The organism is Rhodospirillales bacterium (assembly GCA_016699855.1).
GTDB lineage: Bacteria > Pseudomonadota > Alphaproteobacteria > Reyranellales > Reyranellaceae.
Genome location: CP064988.1, coordinates 1,146,519 through 1,166,405 on the forward strand (window position 1 = coordinate 1,146,519; position 19,887 = coordinate 1,166,405).

Annotated in this window: 19 protein-coding genes and 1 pseudogene; 14 read left to right on the top strand and 6 right to left on the bottom strand. The window is 71.8% G+C overall.

The annotated features are described in order from the left end of the window. The first annotated feature begins 225 nt into the window (after positions 1-225). From IPK81_05440 to metH, 4 genes and pseudogenes are all read left to right on the top strand, one after another. A complete protein-coding gene (locus IPK81_05440) occupies positions 226-1,227 on the top strand; it encodes a metalloregulator ArsR/SmtB family transcription factor (GenBank protein QQS13674.1) in 1,002 nt (333 codons plus the stop codon). Beyond that, a complete protein-coding gene (gene metF / locus IPK81_05445; protein QQS13675.1) occupies positions 1,224-2,156 on the top strand; it encodes a methylenetetrahydrofolate reductase [NAD(P)H] in 933 nt (310 codons plus the stop codon). The genes IPK81_05440 and metF overlap by 4 nt, the downstream gene beginning before the upstream one ends. Then, a complete protein-coding gene (locus IPK81_05450; protein QQS13676.1) occupies positions 2,153-3,208 on the top strand; it encodes a homocysteine S-methyltransferase family protein in 1,056 nt (351 codons plus the stop codon). Before metF ends, IPK81_05450 begins: the two co-directional genes overlap by 4 nt. Continuing rightward, a pseudogene (gene metH, locus IPK81_05455) lies at positions 3,208-5,834 on the top strand (methionine synthase). The gene IPK81_05450 and the pseudogene metH overlap by 1 nt, the downstream one beginning before the upstream one ends. 261 nt (positions 5,835-6,095) lie before the next feature. Here metH and IPK81_05460 read toward each other — a convergent pair. From IPK81_05460 to IPK81_05470, 3 genes are read right to left on the bottom strand one after another with little or no spacing between them, the layout of a single operon-like run. Beyond that, complete coding sequence (locus tag IPK81_05460; GenBank protein QQS13677.1) at positions 6,096-6,953, bottom strand: hypothetical protein; 858 nt, start codon at positions 6,951-6,953, stop codon at positions 6,096-6,098. Between the two features lie 28 nt (positions 6,954-6,981). Next, positions 6,982-7,530, bottom strand: coding sequence for a hypothetical protein (locus IPK81_05465; protein ID QQS13678.1), 549 nt, complete (start codon positions 7,528-7,530; stop codon positions 6,982-6,984). Continuing rightward, positions 7,527-8,555, bottom strand: coding sequence for an FkbM family methyltransferase (locus IPK81_05470; GenBank protein ID QQS13679.1), 1,029 nt, complete (start codon positions 8,553-8,555; stop codon positions 7,527-7,529). The genes IPK81_05465 and IPK81_05470 overlap by 4 nt, the downstream gene beginning before the upstream one ends. Before the next feature lie 453 nt (positions 8,556-9,008). Between IPK81_05470 and IPK81_05475 the strand changes: the two genes are divergently transcribed. Both IPK81_05475 and IPK81_05480 read left to right on the top strand, forming a co-directional pair. Continuing rightward, complete coding sequence (locus IPK81_05475) at positions 9,009-9,485, top strand: helix-turn-helix domain containing protein (GenBank protein QQS13680.1); 477 nt, start codon at positions 9,009-9,011, stop codon at positions 9,483-9,485. A gap of 160 nt (positions 9,486-9,645) precedes the next feature. After that, positions 9,646-10,128 carry a transposase gene (locus IPK81_05480; protein QQS13681.1) on the top strand — a complete coding sequence of 161 codons (483 nt, stop codon included), beginning with the start codon at positions 9,646-9,648 and terminating at the stop codon, positions 10,126-10,128. 130 nt (positions 10,129-10,258) lie between these two features. On the opposite strand, the gene IPK81_05485 is transcribed toward IPK81_05480, so the two are convergent. Next, positions 10,259-11,623 carry a glutamate--cysteine ligase gene (locus IPK81_05485; protein QQS13682.1) on the bottom strand — a complete coding sequence of 455 codons (1,365 nt, stop codon included), beginning with the start codon at positions 11,621-11,623 and terminating at the stop codon, positions 10,259-10,261. Between the two features lie 188 nt (positions 11,624-11,811). Next, positions 11,812-12,603 (bottom strand): 16S rRNA (uracil(1498)-N(3))-methyltransferase, encoded by a 792-nt coding sequence (locus IPK81_05490; protein QQS13683.1) that lies wholly within the window; start codon positions 12,601-12,603, stop codon positions 11,812-11,814. Between the two features lie 399 nt (positions 12,604-13,002). On the opposite strand from IPK81_05490, the gene IPK81_05495 reads away from it, so the two are divergent. The 8 genes from IPK81_05495 (at position 13,003) to IPK81_05530 (ending at position 18,691) form a co-directional block, all read left to right on the top strand. Then, complete coding sequence (locus tag IPK81_05495; protein QQS13684.1) at positions 13,003-13,593, top strand: transposase; 591 nt, start codon at positions 13,003-13,005, stop codon at positions 13,591-13,593. Positions 13,594-13,708: 115 nt separating this feature from the next. Continuing rightward, the gene (locus IPK81_05500; protein ID QQS13685.1) at positions 13,709-13,885 is read left to right on the top strand and encodes a hypothetical protein; all 177 of its coding nucleotides are present in this window, start codon (positions 13,709-13,711) and stop codon (positions 13,883-13,885) included. A 104-nt stretch (positions 13,886-13,989) separates the two neighbouring features. Next, positions 13,990-14,943, top strand: a complete 954-nt coding sequence (locus IPK81_05505) for a 4-hydroxybenzoate octaprenyltransferase (protein ID QQS13686.1) — start codon at positions 13,990-13,992, stop codon at positions 14,941-14,943. Positions 14,944-14,987: 44 nt separating this feature from the next. Beyond that, positions 14,988-15,653 (top strand): methyltransferase, encoded by a 666-nt coding sequence (locus IPK81_05510; GenBank protein QQS13687.1) that lies wholly within the window; start codon positions 14,988-14,990, stop codon positions 15,651-15,653. Between the two features lie 80 nt (positions 15,654-15,733). Next, positions 15,734-16,468 carry a hypothetical protein gene (locus IPK81_05515; GenBank protein ID QQS13688.1) on the top strand — a complete coding sequence of 245 codons (735 nt, stop codon included), beginning with the start codon at positions 15,734-15,736 and terminating at the stop codon, positions 16,466-16,468. 54 nt (positions 16,469-16,522) lie between these two features. After that, positions 16,523-17,419, top strand: a complete 897-nt coding sequence (locus IPK81_05520) for a DMT family transporter (protein QQS13689.1) — start codon at positions 16,523-16,525, stop codon at positions 17,417-17,419. A gap of 35 nt (positions 17,420-17,454) precedes the next feature. Further along, the gene (locus tag IPK81_05525; GenBank protein ID QQS13690.1) at positions 17,455-17,931 is read left to right on the top strand and encodes a CreA family protein; all 477 of its coding nucleotides are present in this window, start codon (positions 17,455-17,457) and stop codon (positions 17,929-17,931) included. A gap of 253 nt (positions 17,932-18,184) precedes the next feature. Further along, positions 18,185-18,691: a YbjN domain-containing protein gene (locus tag IPK81_05530; GenBank protein ID QQS13691.1), complete on the top strand. Its 507-nt coding sequence runs from the start codon at positions 18,185-18,187 to the stop codon at positions 18,689-18,691. A gap of 307 nt (positions 18,692-18,998) precedes the next feature. On the opposite strand, the gene IPK81_05535 is transcribed toward IPK81_05530, so the two are convergent. Continuing rightward, positions 18,999-19,802, bottom strand: a complete 804-nt coding sequence (locus IPK81_05535) for a hypothetical protein (GenBank protein QQS14964.1) — start codon at positions 19,800-19,802, stop codon at positions 18,999-19,001. Between the last annotated feature and the right edge of the window lie 85 nt (positions 19,803-19,887).

A 19,887-nucleotide genomic window follows, 5' to 3' on the forward strand; every position in this document is an offset into this window, starting at 1 on the left:
ACAACCCGAGGGCGCGCGGCACAAACGCCGCGCGGTTCGTTCCTTCGGTCGCGTAACGCCTTCCTCGCCCGGCGCATCGCCGCCGGTCGAGGCGGCAAAACCACGCCCCGGGCATGTCTATAGCACGCCCGGCGGCGATCCGTCACTGCCGGACGTTTGGGCGATGTGGCTAACCTTGAGAGATTTCTCTTGTGGTAGATATAAGAATATATTTATATGTAAAGCATGGAAGAGACACTCGCTGTGCTCAGAGCGATGGCCGAGGAAACGCGACTGCGGATTCTTGCGTTGGCCGCGCGTGACCAGCTCACGGTGAGCGAGATTGTCGACGTGCTCGGCCAGTCGCAGCCGCGCGTCTCGCGCCATCTCAAACTCATGGTGGAGGCTGGCCTGCTCGAACGGGCGCGCGAAGGCCAGTGGGCGTATTTCCGGCTGGCGCGGGCCAGCGGCCATGCCGCGACGCTGGCGCGCGACCTCGCCGCGCGGCTGCCGATGGACGATGGCGTGCTCGCCGCCGACCAGGCGCGGCTCGACGATCTGAAGCGACGGCGCGAGAACCGGGCGGTCGCCTATTTCCGGCGCAACGCCGAGCGCTGGGACCAGCTGCGCGCGTTGCACGTCGCCGATGGCGAGATCGAGGCGGCGCTCCTGGCGCATCTGCCCGGACGGGGCGAGACCCTGCTCGACATCGGCACCGGAACCGGCCGCATCCTCGAGATCATGGCGCCGCGCTTCGACCGCGTCATCGGCATCGACCAGTCGCGCGAGATGCTGGCCGTCGCCCGCGCCAACCTGGCGCGTTCCGGCTTGGCCAACGCCGAGATCCGGCGCGGCGACATGTACGCCCTGCCGCTGCCGGCCGCCGCCGTCGACGTCGTGACGATCCACCAGGTGCTGCACTACGCCGAGGATCCCGCGGCGGTGCTGCGCGAGGCGGCCCGCGTGTTGGCGCCGGGCGGCGTCGCGTTGGTCGTCGATTTCGCGCCGCACGACCTCGTCGAGCTGCGCCGCGAGCACGCCCACGTCCATCTCGGCTTCGCCGACAACCAGGTCGAGGGCTGGCTGACGGCGGCCGGCTTCGCTGTCGAGCCCCCCACCCGTCTGCCCGGCCAGCGTCTGATGGTCGGCGTCTGGCGGGCGCGCCGCCTCCCGGCCGCGCCCGCGATCACCAACGCCGCCCGGACGTCCGCCGGCGACCCGGCCGCCGCGAGGAGCTCCGCGCCATGACGCCCGATCAAGGCGTGTCGCCCGCGCCGGCGACGCCGTCCACCTTCCCCGCGCGCGCGCCGTCGTCGCTGGCGGTGTCGTTCGAGTTCTTCCCGCCCAAGACCGACGCGATGGCCGAGACGCTGTGGCAATCCGTCGAGCGGCTGGCGCCGCTGCGGCCGGCGTTCTTCTCGGTCACCTACGGCGCCGGCGGCTCGACCCGGCAACGCACCCACGAGACGGTCGTGCGCATGAAGCGCGAGACCGGTATCGATCCCGCCGCCCACCTGACCTGCGTCGGCGCCACGAAGGGCGAAATCGACGACGTGGCGCGCGCCTATTGGGACGCCGGCATCCGCCACGTCGTGGCGCTGCGCGGCGATCCACCGTCGGGCATGGGCGGCAAGTACACCGCGCATCCCGGCGGCTACGCCAACGCCGCCGAGCTGGTCGCCGGCCTCAAGCGCATCGGCGATTTCCAGATCAGCGTCGCCGGCTATCCCGAGCGCCATCCCGACTCCGCGGACACCGCCGCCGATCTCGCCAACCTCAAGCGCAAGGTCGACGCCGGCGCCGACCGCTGCATCACGCAGTTCTTCTTCGAGGCGGACGATTTCCTGCGCTTCCGCGACCAGGCATGGACCGCCGGCGTGCGCGTGCCGATCGTGCCGGGGGTGGTGCCGGTGAGCAATTTCACCCAGGTCCGACGCATCGCCGGACTTTGCGGCGCGCGCGTGCCGGACTGGCTGGCGGACCTGTTCGAGGGCCTCGACGACGACCTCGAGACCCGGCGCATGATCGCCGCCACCGTGGCCGGCGACCTGTGCCGCCGGCTCCAGTCCGAGGGCGTCGGCGCGTTCCACTTCTACACGCTCAACCGCGCGGACCTGACGTTCGCGATCTGCCATCTGCTGGGCGTGCGCCCGGCCAAACGGACACTCCAGGCATGAACCGCGAAGAGAAGGCCGAGCTGCTGCTGGCCGCGGCGCGCGAGCGCATCCTCGTCAAGGACGGACCCTACGGATCGATGATCCAGGGCTACCGCCTCGACGAGGAGGGCTACCGCGGCGGCCGCGCCTTCAACCACGACCAGAAGGGCGACAACGACCTGCTGAACGTGACGCGGCCGGAGATCGTCGGCGAGATCTGCGACGCCTATCTCGCGGCCGGCGCCGACATCGTGGCCACCAACACCTTCAACGCCAACGCCATCAGCCTGTCCGACTACGGCATCCAGTCGATGGCCCGCGAGATCAACCTCGCCGCCGCCGCGATCACGCGCGAGCACGCCGACCGCTGGACGGCGCGCGACCCGGCGAAGCCGCGCTTCGTCGCCGGCGCGCTCGGGCCGACGCCGAAGACGCTCTCGATCTCCCCCGACGTCAACAACCCCGGCTACCGCGCCGTCGGCTTCGACGAGATGAAGGGGGTCTACCGCGAGCAGATCGACGGGCTGCTCGACGGCGGCGTCGACTTCATCCTGGTCGAGACCGTGTTCGACACGCTCAACGCCAAGGCCGCGCTGGTGGCGGCCGACGAGGCCGCCGAGGAACGCGGCGAGACGCTGCCGGTGATGGTGTCGATGACGCTGACGGACCTCGCCGGCCGCAACCTCTCAGGCCAGACCGTCGACGCCTTCTGGCACTCGATCCGCCACGTGAGGCCGTTGACCATGGGCCTGAACTGCTCGTTCGGCGCCACCGAGCTGCAGCCCTACGTCGCCGACATGAACGGCCGCGTCGACAGCCTTGTCTGCGTCTACCCCAACGCCGGTCTGCCCAACGACATGGGCAGCTACGACGAGCCGCCGGAGCTGACGGCGAAGCTGGTGCGCAAATGGGCCGAGGCCGGCTGGATCAACGTGGTCGGCGGCTGCTGCGGCACCACGCCGCCGCACATCAAGGCGATCGCCGACGCCGTGCGCGGCCTGCCGCCGCGCCGTCCGCCCGTGCTGCCGCCGGCGCTGCGGTTGTCGGGCATGGAAGCCGTGAGTTTCATGTGATGACCGGAAAACGCACCGCCTCCTTCATCAACATCGGCGAGCGCACCAACGTCACGGGCTCGGCGCAGTTCAAGAAGCTGATCCTGGCCGGCGACTACGCGGCGGCCGTCGAGGTGGCGCGCCAGCAGGTCGAGAACGGCGCGCAGATCATCGACGTCAACATGGACGAGGGCCTGCTCGACTCCGAGCTGGCGATGGAGACGTTCCTCAAGCTGATCGCCGCCGAGCCCGACATCGCCCGCGTGCCGGTGATGATCGACAGCTCGAAGTGGAGCGTGATCGAGGCCGGCCTGAAATGCGTCGCCGGCAAGCCGATCGTCAACTCGATCAGCATGAAGGAGGGGCTGGAGCCCTTCATCGCCCAGGCGCGGAAGATCCGGCGCTACGGCGCCGCCGCCGTCGTGATGGCGTTCGACGAGAAGGGCCAGGCCGACACCGCCGACCGCAAGGTGGCGATCTGCGAGCGCTCCTACGACGTGCTGGTGAACCAGGTCGGCTTCCCGGCCGAGGACATCATCTTCGATCCCAACATCTTCGCGGTCGCGACCGGAATCGAGGAGCACGACAACTACGGCGTCGACTTCATCGAGGCGACGCGGCGCATCAAGGCGTCGTGCCCGCACGCGCGCGTCTCCGGCGGCGTGTCGAACCTGTCGTTCTCCTTCCGCGGCAACGAGCCGGTGCGCAAGGCGATGCACTCCGTGTTCCTCTACCACGCCGTCCAGGCGGGCATGGACATGGGCATCGTCAACGCCGGACAGCTCGAGGTCTACGACCAGATCCCGGCGGAGCTGCGCGAGGTCTGCGAGGACGTCATCCTCAACCGCGGCAAGGACGGCACCGAGCGGCTGCTGGCGCTGGCGCCGAAATACAAGGCAGCGGCGGCGCGGTCGAGACGATCGACGCGGAGTGGCGCTCGTGGCCGGTCGAGCGGCGGCTGGAGCACGCGCTCGTCAAGGGCATGGACCAGTGGGTCGTCGACGACACCGAGGAGGCGCGCCTCGGCGCGGCGCGGCCGATCGAGGTGATCGAGGGGCCGCTGATGGCCGGCATGAACGTGGTCGGCGACCTGTTCGGCGCCGGCAAGATGTTCCTGCCGCAGGTGGTCAAGAGCGCGCGCGTCATGAAGAAGGCGGTCGCGCACCTGATCCCCTACATCGAGGCCGGCAAGTCGGCGGGCGCGCGCGCCAAGGGCCGCATCGTCATGGCGACGGTCAAGGGCGACGTCCACGACATCGGCAAGAACATCGTCGGCGTCGTGCTCCAGTGCAACAATTTCGAGGTCATCGACCTCGGCGTCATGGTGCCGTTCCGCGACATCCTCAAGGCCGCGAACGAGAACAAGGCCGACATCGTCGGACTCTCCGGCCTGATCACGCCGTCGCTCGACGAGATGGCGACGGTGGCCGAGGAGATGACGCGCGCGGGCCTCACCATCCCGCTGCTGATCGGCGGCGCCACGACGTCGAAGGTGCACACCGCGCTGCGCATCGCGCCGCGCTACAAGGGCACCACGGTGCACGTGCTCGACGCCTCGCGCGCCGTGGGCGTGTGCTCGACGCTGACCTCGGGCACGCTGGCCGTCGACTTCGCCGCCAAGGTCGCGGCCGAGTACGAGGCGATCCGCGTCGAGCGCGGCGACGGCCGCAAGGAGAAGGTGGCCCCGCTGGCCGCCGCGCGCGACAACGGGTTCAAGATCGACTGGAGCGCCTACGCGCCGCCGAGGCCGACCTTCACCGGCACGCGCGTGTTCGCCGAGTACCCGCTGCACGAGCTGGTCGAGCGCATCGACTGGACTCCGTTCTTCCGCGCCTGGGAGCTGGCCGGCAACTACCCCGCCATCCTCGAGGATCCCGTCGTCGGCGACAGCGCGCGCAAGCTGTTCGCCGACGCGCGCCGCATGCTCGAGCGCGTCGTGCGCGAGAAGTGGCTGACGGCCAAGGGCGTGGTCGGCTTCTGGCCGTGCCGGCGCGAGGGCGACGATGTCGTGCTGTTCACGGACGAGACGCGGACCAAGGAGCTGTCGCGGCTGCACTTCCTGCGCCAGCAGGTCGAGAAGCGCGCCGGCCGCGCCAACATGTGCCTCGCCGACTTCATCTCGCCCGACGCCGACTGGATCGGCGGCTTCGCGGTCACGGCGGGCCACGGCATCGAGGCGCATCTCCAGCGCTTCAAGGCCGACCACGACGACTACTCCGACATCATGCTGAAGGCGCTGGCCGACCGTCTGGCCGAGGCCTTCGCCGAGCGCCTGCACGAGCGCGCGCGCAAGACGCTGTGGGGCTACGCGCCGGAGGAGGCGCTGGGCAACGAGGAGCTGACGCGCGAGAAGTACCGCGGCATCCGGCCGGCGCCGGGCTACCCCGCCTGCCCCGACCACTCGCAGAAGCCCGAGCTGTTCCGCCTGCTCAACGCCGGCCAGAACGCCGGCATGACGCTGACCGAGAGCTTCGCGATGCTGCCGACGGCGGCGGTGTCGGGCTACTACTTCGCGCATCCCGACGCCGCCTATTTCGGCGTCGCCCGCATCGGCCGGGACCAGGTCGAGGACTACGCCCGCCGCCGCGGCGTCAGCGTCGAGCAGGCCGAACGCTGGCTGCGGCCCAATCTCGGCTACGAATCGTAGGTTCCGGTCGCTCCGGCGGCGTTCGCGGGGCGGTGGATTTCGAGACCCGCGCGCCGCGCGCCGGACAATTTGGAATCACGCCGCCACGGCATCGGATCGTTTTCGGGCGGCCTCCGCGAAGCCGGATTCGCGTTTTGTATATTGTATTTTGTATACAATATGCAAAATCGCGCTTTTTGACGCTGTGAGCGCTCCCTTTCGACGATCCGCCCCCAAACGCACCCTACGGGCGACCGGCGCCGAGCGCCGGCCACAGCTCCGTCAACGTGGCGCGGCGACGAGGTGTTTGCGGCCCGACCACTCCCACGCGACCGTCGTGCGCGAGACGCCCAGCAGCAGGCCGCCGAGCTCCTTCGGATGCACCCAGCCGCCGTCGCGCTCGGTGGCGGCGTCCTTGCCGCGCGGCGTCCAGCGCGATTTCGAGTCCATCAGCGCGGCGTGGACGCCCGGCCAGTCGTGGACCTCGACATAGGCCATGTAGAGCGAGTCGCCGCGGCGGGCGGTGAAGCGGCCCATGGCGCTGTCCGGCCCGGTGACCTGCGACAGCTCGATGCGGTCCAGCCGGTTGGGCGGATCGAACAACGTCAGCGTGCCCTCGTAGGCGAAGCGGTGGCTGCCGATCTTCGAGAAGCGCGACGGGTCGAGGCCGAACAAACCGCTGTAGATCGCCGCCGCCGTCCGCCAGTCGCTGACCAGCGTGTTGGTCGTCTCGTACAGGAACGAGGCGCGCCCGACGCGCGGCCGGTAGGTGCTGGGCGAGATCACGAATGGCACGCCGGGCGTGTGCGGCGGGCCGAAGTAGAGCTGCTCGCCCTCGCGCGCGGTGGTCACGCCGAGCTGGTCGAGCCGGCGTTCGAGCGCCGCGACGTCGACCGTCGAGTAGCCGGCGGTCATCAGCGATTCGCCCCACTTCGCCAGATGGTCGCCGACGCGGCCGGCGCCGTCGGGCTCGCACAGCTCGATCTCGCTCTCGCCCAGCGCCAGGATCAGACGCTTCGCGCCGAGATGGCGGCTGGAATCCTCGCGCGCGGTCTCGGCGCCGAAGATACGGCGGTATCCCTCGGCGGCCTTGTGGCGGTCGATGACCGCGACCTGAACGCGGTCGCAACGGTCGAGCATGGCGTTCCGTCCCCCGGATCGGCGTTGGCTATTTCCGCAGCGGGCGGAACGAGTCGAGGAAGCCCTTCACGCTGGGTTCCGCCTCGGCCCAGCGCGCCGAGGTGATGAAGGCCTCTACCTTGTAGACGTTGTCGGCGGTGACGCAGACGCGCGCGGCGTAGACCATCTCGTCGGCCAGTCGCGCCTGGATCGACTTGCCGATCGCCTCCTGGGGGCAGCCCTGCGCCTCGTCGCGCTCGACCTTCTCCGGCTTCGCGGCCTCGAGCATGCGCTTGACCGAGAGGCCGAGGATCTCCTCGGCGGCGATGCCGGTGCGCGTCGACGCGGGGATGCGCACCGCCGTCACGCTGTAGGTCTCCTCCGGATTGCCGGTGACGTAGTGGCGCGCCGGCAGGCCGCCGTCCTTCCAGTCGCGGCCCTTCACGACGTTGGGCACGCGCACCGCGAAGCCGTCCTCGGTGGCGACGTGCTCCTTCCACTGGTCGAACGGCGGCAGCGCGCCGAGCTGGGCGTGGGCGGCGCCGACGGCGCCGAGGACCGCGGCGAACGCCGCCGCGCGCGCGGGACGCGGGATCATGCCGGGTCTCCGGCCGGCGTTTCGCGGCGCTGGCGTTGCGCCTGCAGCGCGACGTCGTCGGGGCCGGACACGGCGCGCATGTTGCGGATCTCCGCGCCGTCGCCCTTCGGCAGGCCGAGCATGTTGCACGACACCGTGTTGCCGAACACGTTGTTGGCGTTGCCGGCGAAGTTGCGCGGGTTGAACAGCGGCGGCGTGTGCCAGAACAGCCGGTAGCCGAGCCCCAGCAGATGCGAGATCAGCGCCGGCGAGCCGGCGCCGCCGTTGTTCTCCAGATAGAGCCGCGGCTGGTGGCGCGCGATGGTCGCGGCGGCGCCCTTGAGCACCTCCAGCTCCATGCCCTCGACGTCGGCCTTGATCAGCGCGCAGCGCGGCAGCTCGAACGAGTCGATGGTGGCGACCGGCACGCGCTCGCCGGCACCGTCGCGGCGCAGCGCGATGCCGCCGTAGTTGCCGGCGCGCGCGTAGTCGAGCGGCGGCACCACCGCGACGCCCGGCTCGGCGCCCAGCGCGCACCACGGCGTGACCACGTTGGCGAGACCGTTCATGGCGACGTTGGCGCACAGTGTCTGGTGCACGAGGCGCTGCGGCTCGACCGCCAGCAGCCAGCCCTGGGGCCCGAGATGGCGCGCCAGCGGCACGGTGTCGGCGCCGATATTGGCGCCGGCCTCGACCACCATGTCGCCGGGCTTGGCCAGCTTGGTCAGGAACTGGACCTCGACCTCGCCGTACTCGCCGTAGAGATCGAGGCTGCGGCCGATATAGATGTCGCGGGCGTTGTAGAGGAACTGGCCGTAGCGACAGGCCTTGACGCGGTACTCCAGCCCGGCGGCGACCGCGGCGGGCGGCGCCCCGGCGGACGGCGCCCCGGCGGACGGCGTGCCCGCGGCGGGAGCGGTGGCCTGCTTGGCGGCTTGCCGGTGCGCCGCGGTCTCGCCGAGCCGGGCCGGCGGCGCCTCCTTGGGCAGCGGCACGCCGTACGACAGCTCCTCCGGCGTGAGGCCGATCTCCTGCTCCAACGACATGCGCCGACGCCTTCCGATCCGTTACGCGACTGAGGTCATCGTACCGCATCCAAGCCGCTGCCGCGAGGGGCGGGACTTTTGCACCCGGGTCATGCGGCTTGTTCCCTCTCCGCCGCGCAGCGGGGGAGAGGGTGGGGCCCACGCCGAAGGCGTGGGAGGGTGAGGTGGTGGTCGGACAGGTAGGGACGCCGACAGTGGGTCGACGAGCCCGACACACACGGCATCGACCGAAAGGCGTTCGATACCAACTCATGCGATCGTCCCATCGCGACCACACCCGATACGACGACCACCTCACCCTTCCCGCGCTCCGCGCGGGCCCCTTCCCTCTCCCCCGCTGCGCGGCGGAGAGGTGTCTGGATCGGGGTGATGGTTCACAGAAAAGTCCGGGCGGATGGGTAACAGTGGGGGCATGCGATGGAGGTGTGCATGCCGTGGTCGGAGACGAGCGCGATGGAGAGCAGGGAACGTCTGGTGAGGGACTGGCTGAGGGGCGACGCGACGGTGAGCGAGCTCGGTCGGCGGCACGGTGTGAGCCGGCGGACGGTGTACGCGACGCTGGCGCGGTACGACGCGGAGGGCGTGGCGGGTCTGAAGGAGCGTTCGCACGCGGCGCGCCACCATCCGAACGCGATGGGCGAGGCGGTGGAGCGGCGGCTGGTGGAGCTGCGCGGGGAGCGTCCGACGTGGGGACCGAAGAAGCTGCTGGCGTGGCTGTCGGCGCGCGAGCCGGAGGTCCGGTGGCCCGGGCGGAGCGCGGCGGCGGCGGCGTTGTCGCGGCACGGTCTGACGGCGAAGCGGCGGACGGAGCGGAGCTGGCGTCCGCAGGGCGACGATCTGGGGACGGGCGAGCGTCCGAACGACGTGTGGTGCGTGGACTTCAAGGGGCTGGTGGCGGACGCGCGACGCGCGGCGGCTGGATCCCGCTGAGCCTGAGCGACCACCGCAGCCGCCGCCGTGCTGCGGCTGGTGGCGGTGGAGCGCTGCGACTTCGCGACGGTGCGGACGGTGCTGTCGGGGGCGTTCCGCGAGCACGGGCTGCCGCTGTCGCTGCGCTCGGACAACGGGCCGCCGTTCGCGGGCCAGCGGGATGGGCGGGATCGGGCGCCTGGCGGTGTGGCTGGTGCGGGCCGGGGTCCGGCCGGAGCGGATCGCGCCGGGCCGGCCGCAGCAGAACGGCCGGCACGAGCGGCTGCATCTGACGGTGCAGCAGGACACGGTGCTGCCGGTGGCGCGGGACCGGCGCGAGCAGCAGCGCCGGTTCGCGGCGTTCACGCGGATGTTCAACGAGGAGCGGCCGCACGAGGCGCTGGACATGGCGACGCCGTCGAAGGTGTGGAGCCCGGAGCCCGCGTCCGTGGGACGGCGAGCTGCGCGCGCCGGAGTATCCGGCCGGATGGGAGGCGCGGGCGGTCAGGAGCAACGGCGAGGTTCGCTGGGGCGGGGAGATGGTGTTCCTGAGCGAGACGCTGGCCGGCGAGACGGTCGGCTTCGAGCCGACCGCGCGCGACGGCGTGTGGGTGGTGCGCTATGGTCCGATGCGTCTGGCGGCGATCGACGCCAAGAAAAGTGAGCCGCCTGCGCCAGGGTTAACCCCCGGCGCAGGCGCGGCCCGGCCCTCCAGCCGGGTGATGTGTTAGCCATCCGCCCGGACGCTTCTGTTACCCATCCGCCAGTTCGCACAGAGGGAGAAAACGCGCCGATCAGTAGGCGTACGCCTCGTACAAGCGGGAGGGGTCGCCTCCGAAGTCGCGGGCGACGCGGGTGCGCTTCTCGTCGGCCAGCGTGACGCCGCTGTCGGCGATGCGGCGTAGCGGGTCGAGATGGATGGTCTCGTCGCGGCCGTCGGCGTCGAGGCGCGCGCGCGCCTTGAGGCCCGCGTCGGCGATGGCGACGACCTGCTTCGCCAACTCCTGGAGCGGTCGGCCGCGGAACATCGTGCGCAGGCCGTGGCGCGGATTGTCGGCGCGCAGGGCGGCGTGCTCCTCGATGGTCCAGTCCTTGACCAGGTCCCACGCGGCGTCGAGCGCGGTCTGGTCGTAGAGCAGGCCCATCCACAGCGCCGGCAGCGCCACGATCATGTCGCGCGGGCCGGAATCGCAGCCGCGCATCTCGAGATAGCGCTTGAGCCGCACCTCGGGGAACGCCGTGGTGACGTGGTCGGCCCAGTCGGTGATGCGCGCGATGTCGCCGACGTCGTTGTGGTAGTCGCCGGCCATGAACTTGCGGAACGACCGGCCGCTGAGGTCGAGGTACTCGCCGCCGCGGTAGACGAAATACATCGGCACGTCGAGCAGGTAGTCGACGTAGCGCTCGAAGCTGAAGCCGTCCTCGAACACGAAGGGCAGGATGCCGCAGCGGTCGGGATCGGTGTCGGTCCAGATATGGCTGCGGCGGCTGGCGAAGCCGGTGTCCTTGCCCTCGACGAAGGGCGAGTTGGCGTAGAGCGCGGTGGCCACGGGCTGCAACGCCAGCGACACCCGGAATTTCTTGACCATGTCGGCTTCGCCGCCGAAATCGACGTTGGTCTGCACGGTGCAGGTGCGCAGCATCATGTCGAGGCCCATCGAGCCCTTCTTCGGCATGTAGCCGCGCATGATCTTGTAGCGGCCCTTCGGCATCCAGTCGAAATCCTCGCGCCGCCAGGTCGGCGTGAAGCCCATGCCGGTGAAGCCGATGCCGAGCGGGCCGGCGACGGCGCGCACGTCGTCGAGATGCGCGTCGGTCTCGACGGCGCATTCATGCGCCGTCGCGAGCGTCGCGCCGCTGAGCTCGAGCTGCCCGCCCGGCTCCAAGGTGATGTTGGCCTTGCCGCGCAGCAGGGCGATGACGTTGCCCTTCTCCTCGACGCGCTCCCAGCCGCGCGCGGCGATGCCGTCGAGCATCGCGCGCACCCCGGTCGGGCCGGCGTACGGGATCGGAAGCAGGGTCGCGCGCGAGAAGCCGAACTTCTCGTGCTCGGTCCCGGCCTTCCACTCGTCGCGCGGCTTGCTGCCGGCGGCGAGGTAGTCGACGAGCTGACGCCGATCCGTGATCGGAGCGCCGCCGCCGCTCGGCGGTGCCGACATGATGATTCCCCCCAAATCCAGCCGTCGCGGTCCCGCGCGCCAGCCGGTGCGTTCGTCGTGGTCGGGCCGTCCGGCCCGGTGTCGCGCCGTTGCTAGCAAGCCGCGACGCCGCGCTCAACCTTCCTCGCCGCGGCGGTCATTAGGTTTCCTCGCGCGATGGCGCAAGGTATCTCATCCGAGCCGAGGCGCTACGAGCCCGGATTGCCGCGCGACGCGGCGTAGTCGGGCCACAGCCGCGGTGTCGAACGGCGCCAGTCGCCGACGGTGGACTGCCACACCGCCAGCGCCGCCAGCGCGGCGGTGTCGGCGCGCAGGATGCGCGGCCCGAGGCCGACGGCGAGCACGCCGGGCACGTCCGCGATCCGGTCGAGCTCCTCGCGCGCGAAGCCGCCCTCGGGGCCGATAAGCGCCGCCCATGGCGCGGCGCGCGCCGACTCGTCGAGCGCCGCCAGCGCGTCGTGGATCGGCGGGCCGCCGCCGGTCTCGTCGCACACCAGCAGGCGACGCCCGGCCGGCCAGGCGTCGAGCAGACGCTCCAGCTTCACCGGCTCGCGCATCTCGGGCACCGACAGGCGCTCGGTCTGCTCGGCGGCCTCGGTCGCGGTGGCGCGCAGACGCGCCGTGTTGACGCGCTCCGCGATGGTGCGTCTCGTCAGCACGGGCTGGAGCGCCGAGACGCCCAGCTCGGTCGCCTTCTCGACGATGAAATCGGTGCGCGTCTTCTTGATGGGCGCGAAGCACAGCCACAGATCGGGCTCGGCCGCCGGTCCGCGGCGGCGCGCGCCGACGCGCAGCGAGGCGCCGCGGCGGCCGACCGTGTCGATAGTGGCGGCGAATTCGCCGTCGCGGGCGTTGAACGGATGCGCCGCCGCGCCGGCGCCCAGCCGCAGCACGTCGCGCAGGTAGTGCGCGCGGTCGCCGTCGAGCTCGACGACGGCGCCCTCCGCCAGCGGCGCGTCGATATGGAGGCGCGGGGTCATGCCCGACGCTGTAGCACCACGGCGCGCCGGAGGCGACGGGGGTGGCGCTTCCGACCCCGGTCGTCATCCCCTCCCCGTCGTCATTCCGAGCGTAGTGAGGGATCCATGGACCGCGCCTGGATCCCTTGCATGGTGTTTCCGCCTCGCTGGCGATGCCAGAGTGGCGGTGACGCGCGCCGGGGGTGGCCACCCCCGGCGCGCGTCGGCGGCGCGTAGCCCGACGGATATCCGGCGGCCCCCAGGGACCCCGACAGCGAGCATGGTGCGCGCGTCGCCTTCTTCCGCAAAGCCCGAACGGTTGGCTGGTCGCAAACCGCATGCAAGATGGGGTCACGAAGATGGACACGACGATAGCAGTGGCCGGCATCGACGTCAGCAAAGGCGAAGCTCGACGTCGTCATGCCGGATGGCGGCGCCTTCGTGGTGCCGCGCGACGGGCGCGGCCTGGCGGCGCTGCGCGGGCGCTGCCGGGAGGCGGGCGTCACGGACATCGCCTTGGAGGCCAGCGGCGGGTACGAGCAGGAGGTGCTGGACGGCCTCGCCGACGGCGACTGGCGGATCCACCTGCTCAACCCGCGCCGCGTGCGGCGCTTCGCCGAGGCCGCCGGCGTGCTGGCCAAGACCGATCCGATCGACGCCCGGGTGATCGCCCTCTTCACCCGGCACTTCCCGAGGCCGGCGTCGTCCGCCGGCCGCCCGGGGCGCGCCGCCTGGCCGAGTTCCTGCGCGTGCGCGCGATGCTGCGCAAGGCCGTCGACGACGCACGCAACCAGCTCGAGCACCTGCGCGAGCCGGCGTTGCGCGAACTCGTCCTCGCGCACCGCGCCGGCCTGGAGGGCCGCCTCAAGGCCCTCGACGCCGACATCGCCGCCGCGATCGAGGCCGACGGCGAATGCCGCCGCAAGGCCTCCCTCATGCGCTCGATGTGCGGCGTCGGCCCGGTGCTCGCCGCCAGCGTGCTCGCCGTGCTGCCCGAGCTCGGCTCCCTGACCCGCCGGCAGGCCGCCCATCTCGCCGGCACCGCCCCGCCGACCGCAGGAGCGGCGCCGGCCGCGCCCGCGCCACCGTCCGCGGCGGCCGCGACGGTCTCGTCGAGGTCCTCCACATGGCCGCCCTCAACGCCATGCGCTTCAACCCCGACATCAAGGCCTTCGCCGAGCGGCTCCGCGCCGACGGCAAGCCCTTCCAGCTCGTCTGCATGGCCTGCGCCCGAAAGATCGTCGTCACCCTCAACGCCATGATCCGCGACGACATCCCGTGGACGCCCCGCCTCGCCGCTTGACTTCGACCACGGTTGCTCGCTGCGCTCGGGATGACAGTGGGGGCGAGGCCCGCGGCGTCGCGACGGTTGAGTGGGCGGCGCGCGCCGACCATGATGCGGGCGCGATGACCGCCACGCCCGCCGCCGGCCACACCGACATCGATCCGCTGCACTGGACGCTGCGGCGGCTGCCGGCGTGGGCGCGGCCTTACGGGCGGCTGGCCCGCTGGGACCGGCCGATCGGCGTGTGGCTGCTGCTGTTTCCGTGCTGGTGGAGCTGGGCGCTGTTCATGCCCGACCCGCGGGCCTGCGCCGCCGGCGCGCTTGCGGCGTGCGGCGGCATGCTGGCGGGCTTCGCGCTGTTCGCGCTGGGCGCCGTCGCGATGCGCGGCGCCGGCTGCACGTGGAACGACTACCTCGACCGCGACATCGACGCGGCGGTCGAACGCACCCGCGGCCGTCCGCTGCCGACCGGCGAGGCGACGCCGCGGCGGGCGCTGGTCTGGGCGGCGGCTCAGTCCGCGGTCGGCGCGCTGGTGCTGGCGACGTTCAACGGCTTCGCGATCGCCGTCGGGCTGGCGTCGCTGCTGGTGGTCGCGGTCTATCCGCTGATGAAGCGCGTGACGTCGTGGCCGCAGCTGGTGCTGGGCTTCGCCTTCAACTGGGGCGCGCTGATGGGCGACGCGGTCGCCAACGGCCTGGTCTCGCCCGCCGCCGTCGCGCTCTACCTCGGTGGCGTCGCGTGGACGCTGGTGTACGACACGATCTACGCCATGCAGGACCAGCGCGACGACGCCATCGTCGGCGTGCGCTCGACGGCGCGGCGGTTCCAGTTCCACCCCAAGGCGTGGCTGAGCCTGTTCGCCGCGCTGACGGCGATCGGCTTCCTCGCCGCGGGATGGCTGACCGGGCTCGGCCCCCTCTTCCACGTGGCGCTGCTCATCGTCGCGGCGCATCTCGCGTGGCAAATCGCGACGGTGAAGCCGCACGATCCGGCGGACTGCCTGCGCAAGTTCAAATCCAACCGCTGGATCGGATGGATTCTGCTCGCCGGCATCCTCGGCGGCCGCTTGGTCTGACCTTCGGCCGTTCCCAAGCCGCGTCGCGGCCTGTATCAGGCGCCATGCCGAGATCGCCCGCCGACCCCGAATCGTTCATCCGCGAGCACACCGCGCTGGAGGCGCCGGCGATGGTGCCGGAGCTTCGGCTGTGGCTGGCGGCGGAGTACCTGCCGATCTGGCAGGCGACCGAGGCGTGGCTGGAGGAGCGCAACGTCGATCCGCCGTACTGGGCGTTCTGCTGGCCCGGCGGCCAGGCGATGGCGCGCTACCTGCTCGACAACCCCGACACCGTCGCCGGCCGGACGGTGATCGATTTCGCGGCGGGCTGCGGCGTCGCCTCGCTGGCGGCGATGAAGGCGGGCGCGGCGCGCGCCACCGGCAACGACATCGATCCGATGGCCGTGGCGTCGATGCGGCTGAACGCCGAGGCGAACGGACTCGGGATCGAGACCAGCGCCGACGACTGGCTGGCCGGCGCGCCAGCGACGCCCGAGGCCGAAATCGTGATCGCGGGCGACGTCTGCTACGAGCGCGAGATGACGGCGCGGGCGATGGTGTGGCTGCGCGGCCACGCCGCCGCCGGCCGGCTGGTGCTGCTGGGCGATCCCGGCCGCAACTACTTCACCGCCGACCGGCTGGTCGAGATGGCGCGCTACCAGATCCCCACCTCGCTGCAGCTCGAGAACCGCGGCCTGCGCGAGACGGTGGTGTGGCGCGTGCTGCCGTGAGCGGCGCCCGCGCCACGCGGGATAACCGCGCCAACATGACGCTCGCCATTCCAGCCCTCGCCGCCTAGATTCCACATCGCATGACCAAGATCTCCCCCGACGATTTCGCCGCGATCTACAAGGACTTCAACGCCTCGGTGTCGAAGTTCGACTGCGGCAAGAAATGCTCCCCCCTCAACGGCGGCTCGCCGGTGTGCTGCTCGACGCAGGACGCGGTGCCGGTCGTGCACAAGGCCGAGTTCAAGCTGCTGAAGGGCCGCACCGACCTGTGGAAGCGGTTCAAGCCCTACGACGCCGCGACGAAGAAGATCGTCGAGGAGCTGACCGACGCCGCCTGCGCCATCGAGTGCAAGGGCGCGGCGTTCTGCGAGCGGAACAACCGCACCATCGCCTGCCGCGCCTTCCCGTTCTATCCCTACGTCACGCGCGAGAAGAAGGTTCTCGGGCTCAGCGTCTACTGGGTGTTCGAGGACCGCTGCTGGATGATGTCCAACATGGCGCTGGTCGAGCGCCCGTTCGTCGACGAGTTCCTGCGCGCCTTCGAGGCGATCTTCGCCAAGGACGAGGAGGAGTGGGAGACCTACGTCGATTTCTCCGCCTCGATGCGCCGCGTGTTCAGCCGCTGGAAGCGCAAGATCCCGGTGATCGGCCGCGACGGCGGGCTGCTGCTGGTCGATCCCTCGACCGGCAAGGCGCGGCCGGGCGGCGCGCACGAGTACCCGAAATACGGCCCCTTCCGCACCGAAGCCGGCTACCGCCGGGCGATCAAGGAAGCCAAGGGCGTCGTGCCGCCGCAGGGCCTGCGGCCGGTGTGACGCATCCGTCGCGAGGCTGACACGGCGGCGGAAAGCCTGTAGGCACGCGGCGCCATGCCGCCCTCGATCCGCGTCCCCCTCGCCTGGGCGATGCTCCTCGCCATGCCGGCGTTCTTCGCCGTCAACCAGCTCGCGGCGCGCTGGGTCGATTTCGTGCCGCCGCACGCGCTGGCGCTGGGCCGCTGGGCGCTGGCCTCCCTGTTCCTGCTGCCGTTCGTCGGCGCGACCCTGTGGCGGCAGCGCGCCGCGGCGTGGCGCGAGGCGCCCTATCTGCTGGTGCTCGGCGCGCTGGGCATGTGGGTGTGCGGCGCCTTCGTCTACATCGGCGGGCGCGAGACCACGGCGACCAACATCGCGCTGATCTACGCCGCCTCGCCGGTCGGCATCGTGGTGATCGCGCGGCTGTTCCTGGGCGAGCGGCTGTCGTGGGTCCGCGCGGCGGGCGTCGCGCTGTGCCTGGCGGGGCTGCTGCTGATCATCGTCAAGGGCGAGCCGTGGCGGCTGGGCGCGGTGCGGTTCTCGACCGGCGATCTGTGGGTCGCGGTGGCGGCGTCGTGCTGGGCCGCCTACTCCGTGCTGCTGAAGCGCTGGCCGACGGCGTTCGACCCGACGGCGCGGCTGGCGCTGATCTCGGCCGCGGGCTGCGTCGTGCTGCTGCCGTTCACCGTGGCCGAGGCGGCGCTGGTCGGCCCGCCGAGAATCGACGGCGCCACCCTGCTGACGTGGGTGACGCTGGCGATCGTGCCGGGGATCGGCGCCTACGCCTGTTTCGCCTTCTGCCTGCGCGAGCTGGGCGCCGGGCGCGCCGCCGTCGGCATGTACCTGGGGCCGCTCTACACCGTGGCGATGGCGTGGGCGCTGCTGGACGAAGCGCCGCGCTGGTACCATATCGCGGGCGCGGGGCTGGTGTTGCCCGGCGTGTTCCTCGCCACGCGCGCGCCCAAAGGCTGACCCGGCCGGCGGCGCGGACTCCCCCGGAGATCGCCATGCGCCACGCCATCGTCCCCGTCCTCGCCGCCGCCCTGCTGGGCGCCGCCGGCCTCGCCGCGCCGGCCGCCGCCGAGGAGATCGGCACCGCCAGCTACCAGTTCAAATGGTTCGGCCCCAACGACAAGATCCGGGTCGAGGCGTTCGACGATCCCGAGGTGCCGGGCGTCGCCTGCTACCTGTCGCGCGCCACGTCGGGCGGCGTGTCCGGCGCGCTGGGCCTGGCCGAGGATCCCGGCGAGGCCTCGATCGCCTGCCGCCAGGTCGGGCCGATCGACCGCGAGAAGGCCAAACGCCTGCGCAACGGGCGCGAGGTGTTCGAGCGCGGCGCCTCGATCGTGTGGAAGAAGACGCAGGTCGTGCGCTTCTACGACTCCAAGCGCGACGTGCTGGTCTACCTCGCCTACACCGACCGCCTGATCGACGGCAGCCCGCGCAACTCCGTCAGCGTCGTGCCGCTGGGCTGGCCGCGTTAGGGCGCGGCCTGGAGGCGAGCGGCCCTGTGTCATCCCGAGCGCAGCGAGGGATCCAGTAGTGGCGCCTGGATCCCTCGCTGCGCTCGGGATGACAGTGGGGAACCGGGACGTCCACGACGCCCGAAGCGCGCGAGGGGGAGGCGCGTCCACCACGACGGCGCGCGCGAGGGGGAGACGGGGGGCGCGGGCGATGGTAAATTCGCCGTTCCTCCCACCGCGCGGTCCCGCCGCGCCCGAGCCGAGCGATCCAACAATGACCTACCGCGCCTTCGCCGCCACGCTCCTCGCCGGATTCCTGTGCGCCGGCGTCGCCTCAGCCCAGCTGCCGCCGCCCGGCGGCTCCCGCCGCGCCGCCATGGACGTGTCGGCCGAGGATCTCGCCACGATCCTGCGCGCGGAAGGCTACCAGGCGAAGATCGGCGTCGACTCCGACGGCGATCCGAAGATCGACAGCTCGATGGACGGCACCAACTACGAGATCCTGTTCTACGACTGCACCAAGGGCGACGGCGCGCGCTGCAAGAGCTACCAGTTCTCGACCACGTTCAGCCGGCTGAGCCCGGCGCCGACCGCCGAGAGCATGAACGTCTGGAACGAGCAGAAGCGTTTCGCCCAGGCCTCGGTCAACGACCGCGGCCGCGCCCGGCTGACGATGAACTGCAGCCCGCGCGGCACGGTCGGCGACGACAATTTCAAGCACGTGCTGAGCTGGTGGAAGGTCGCGACCCGCGAGTTCAAGCAGCACATCGGCTTCAAGTAGGAGCGCGGCGCCGGCCGCGCCGCCTCCACGCGCGGCCCGCGGCCCGGCCGCGCGGTCGCGGCGCTCGACGTTTGCGTCAGCCGCGCCGGCACGGCGCGGCGCGGGCGGCTTTGGCGCGGCGGCGCCCGGTTTCGCGTCGGCGTACAGGAACGTCACCAGCAGCACCCAGCGCCGGGCGCACGACGGGGGCGGCGTCAGCCGCGCCGTCGCGACGCGCGCGGCTGCGGCGCGGCGGCGCCCGGTTTCGCGTCGGCGTAGAGGATCGTCACCAGCAGCACCCAGCGCCGGGCGCACGACGGGGGCGGCGTCAGCCGCGCCGTCGCGACGCGCGCGGCTTCGGCGCGGCGGCGCCCGGCTTCGCGTCGGCGTAGAGGAACGTCCCCAGCAGCACCCAGCGGCGCGCGCCGGCCTCGCAGCCGCGGCGCGCCACCAGCGGCGTGACCTGGTGCCAGAACGGCAGGCGGTAGGCGGTGATCGTGCCCGCGCCGCAATCGCCGCCCGCGACCTGCGCGATCTCGGTGAAGTGGCCGGCGCGGGCGTAGACCAGCCATTGATGCGCCACCATCGGCGACGCCAGCGACAGGTGGACGTCGAGATAGCCGCCGCGCGCGCGCGGGTTCTCCGGATGGTGGTCGTTGTGCGGACCGCTGTAGTCGCCGGCGCGGTAGCACAGCGCCTGGATCCCGTGGCCCGGCGCCAGCGCGCGGCCGGCCAGCGCCGTGGCGAAGGCGGTGAAGCTCGCCGAGCGCAGCATCGTCGTCAGACCGGTCTCGCGCGCCACCCGGGCGCCGCGTTCGCGCGCGGAGTCGAAATACACCGTGCCGACGCGCGCCGCCTTGGGCAGCGTCTCGGCATAGTCCTCGGTCATCTCCCAGATCGATTCCGGCGGGATCGGCCGGTCGATCATCTCCAGCGCCGCCAGCAGATGACGGTCGAGCAGGCCGCGCAGCCGCGTCGCCTTGCGCTCGTCGACCAGATCGTGGGCGACGACGAAGCGCGTGCGCGGATCGGCCAGCGCGCCGCACAGCGGATCGCTGCCGCCCAGCAGATGGCGGCCCCTGGGCGTCAGGATGTCCTCGAACTCGTCGGGGAAACGCTCGCGCGGCGGCAGGCCGACGGCGGCGGCGCGCGCCGGCCGCGAAGCGCCCGCTTTGGCGGCACGCGGGGCGCCGGCGGACCGGGACGTGGATCGCGGG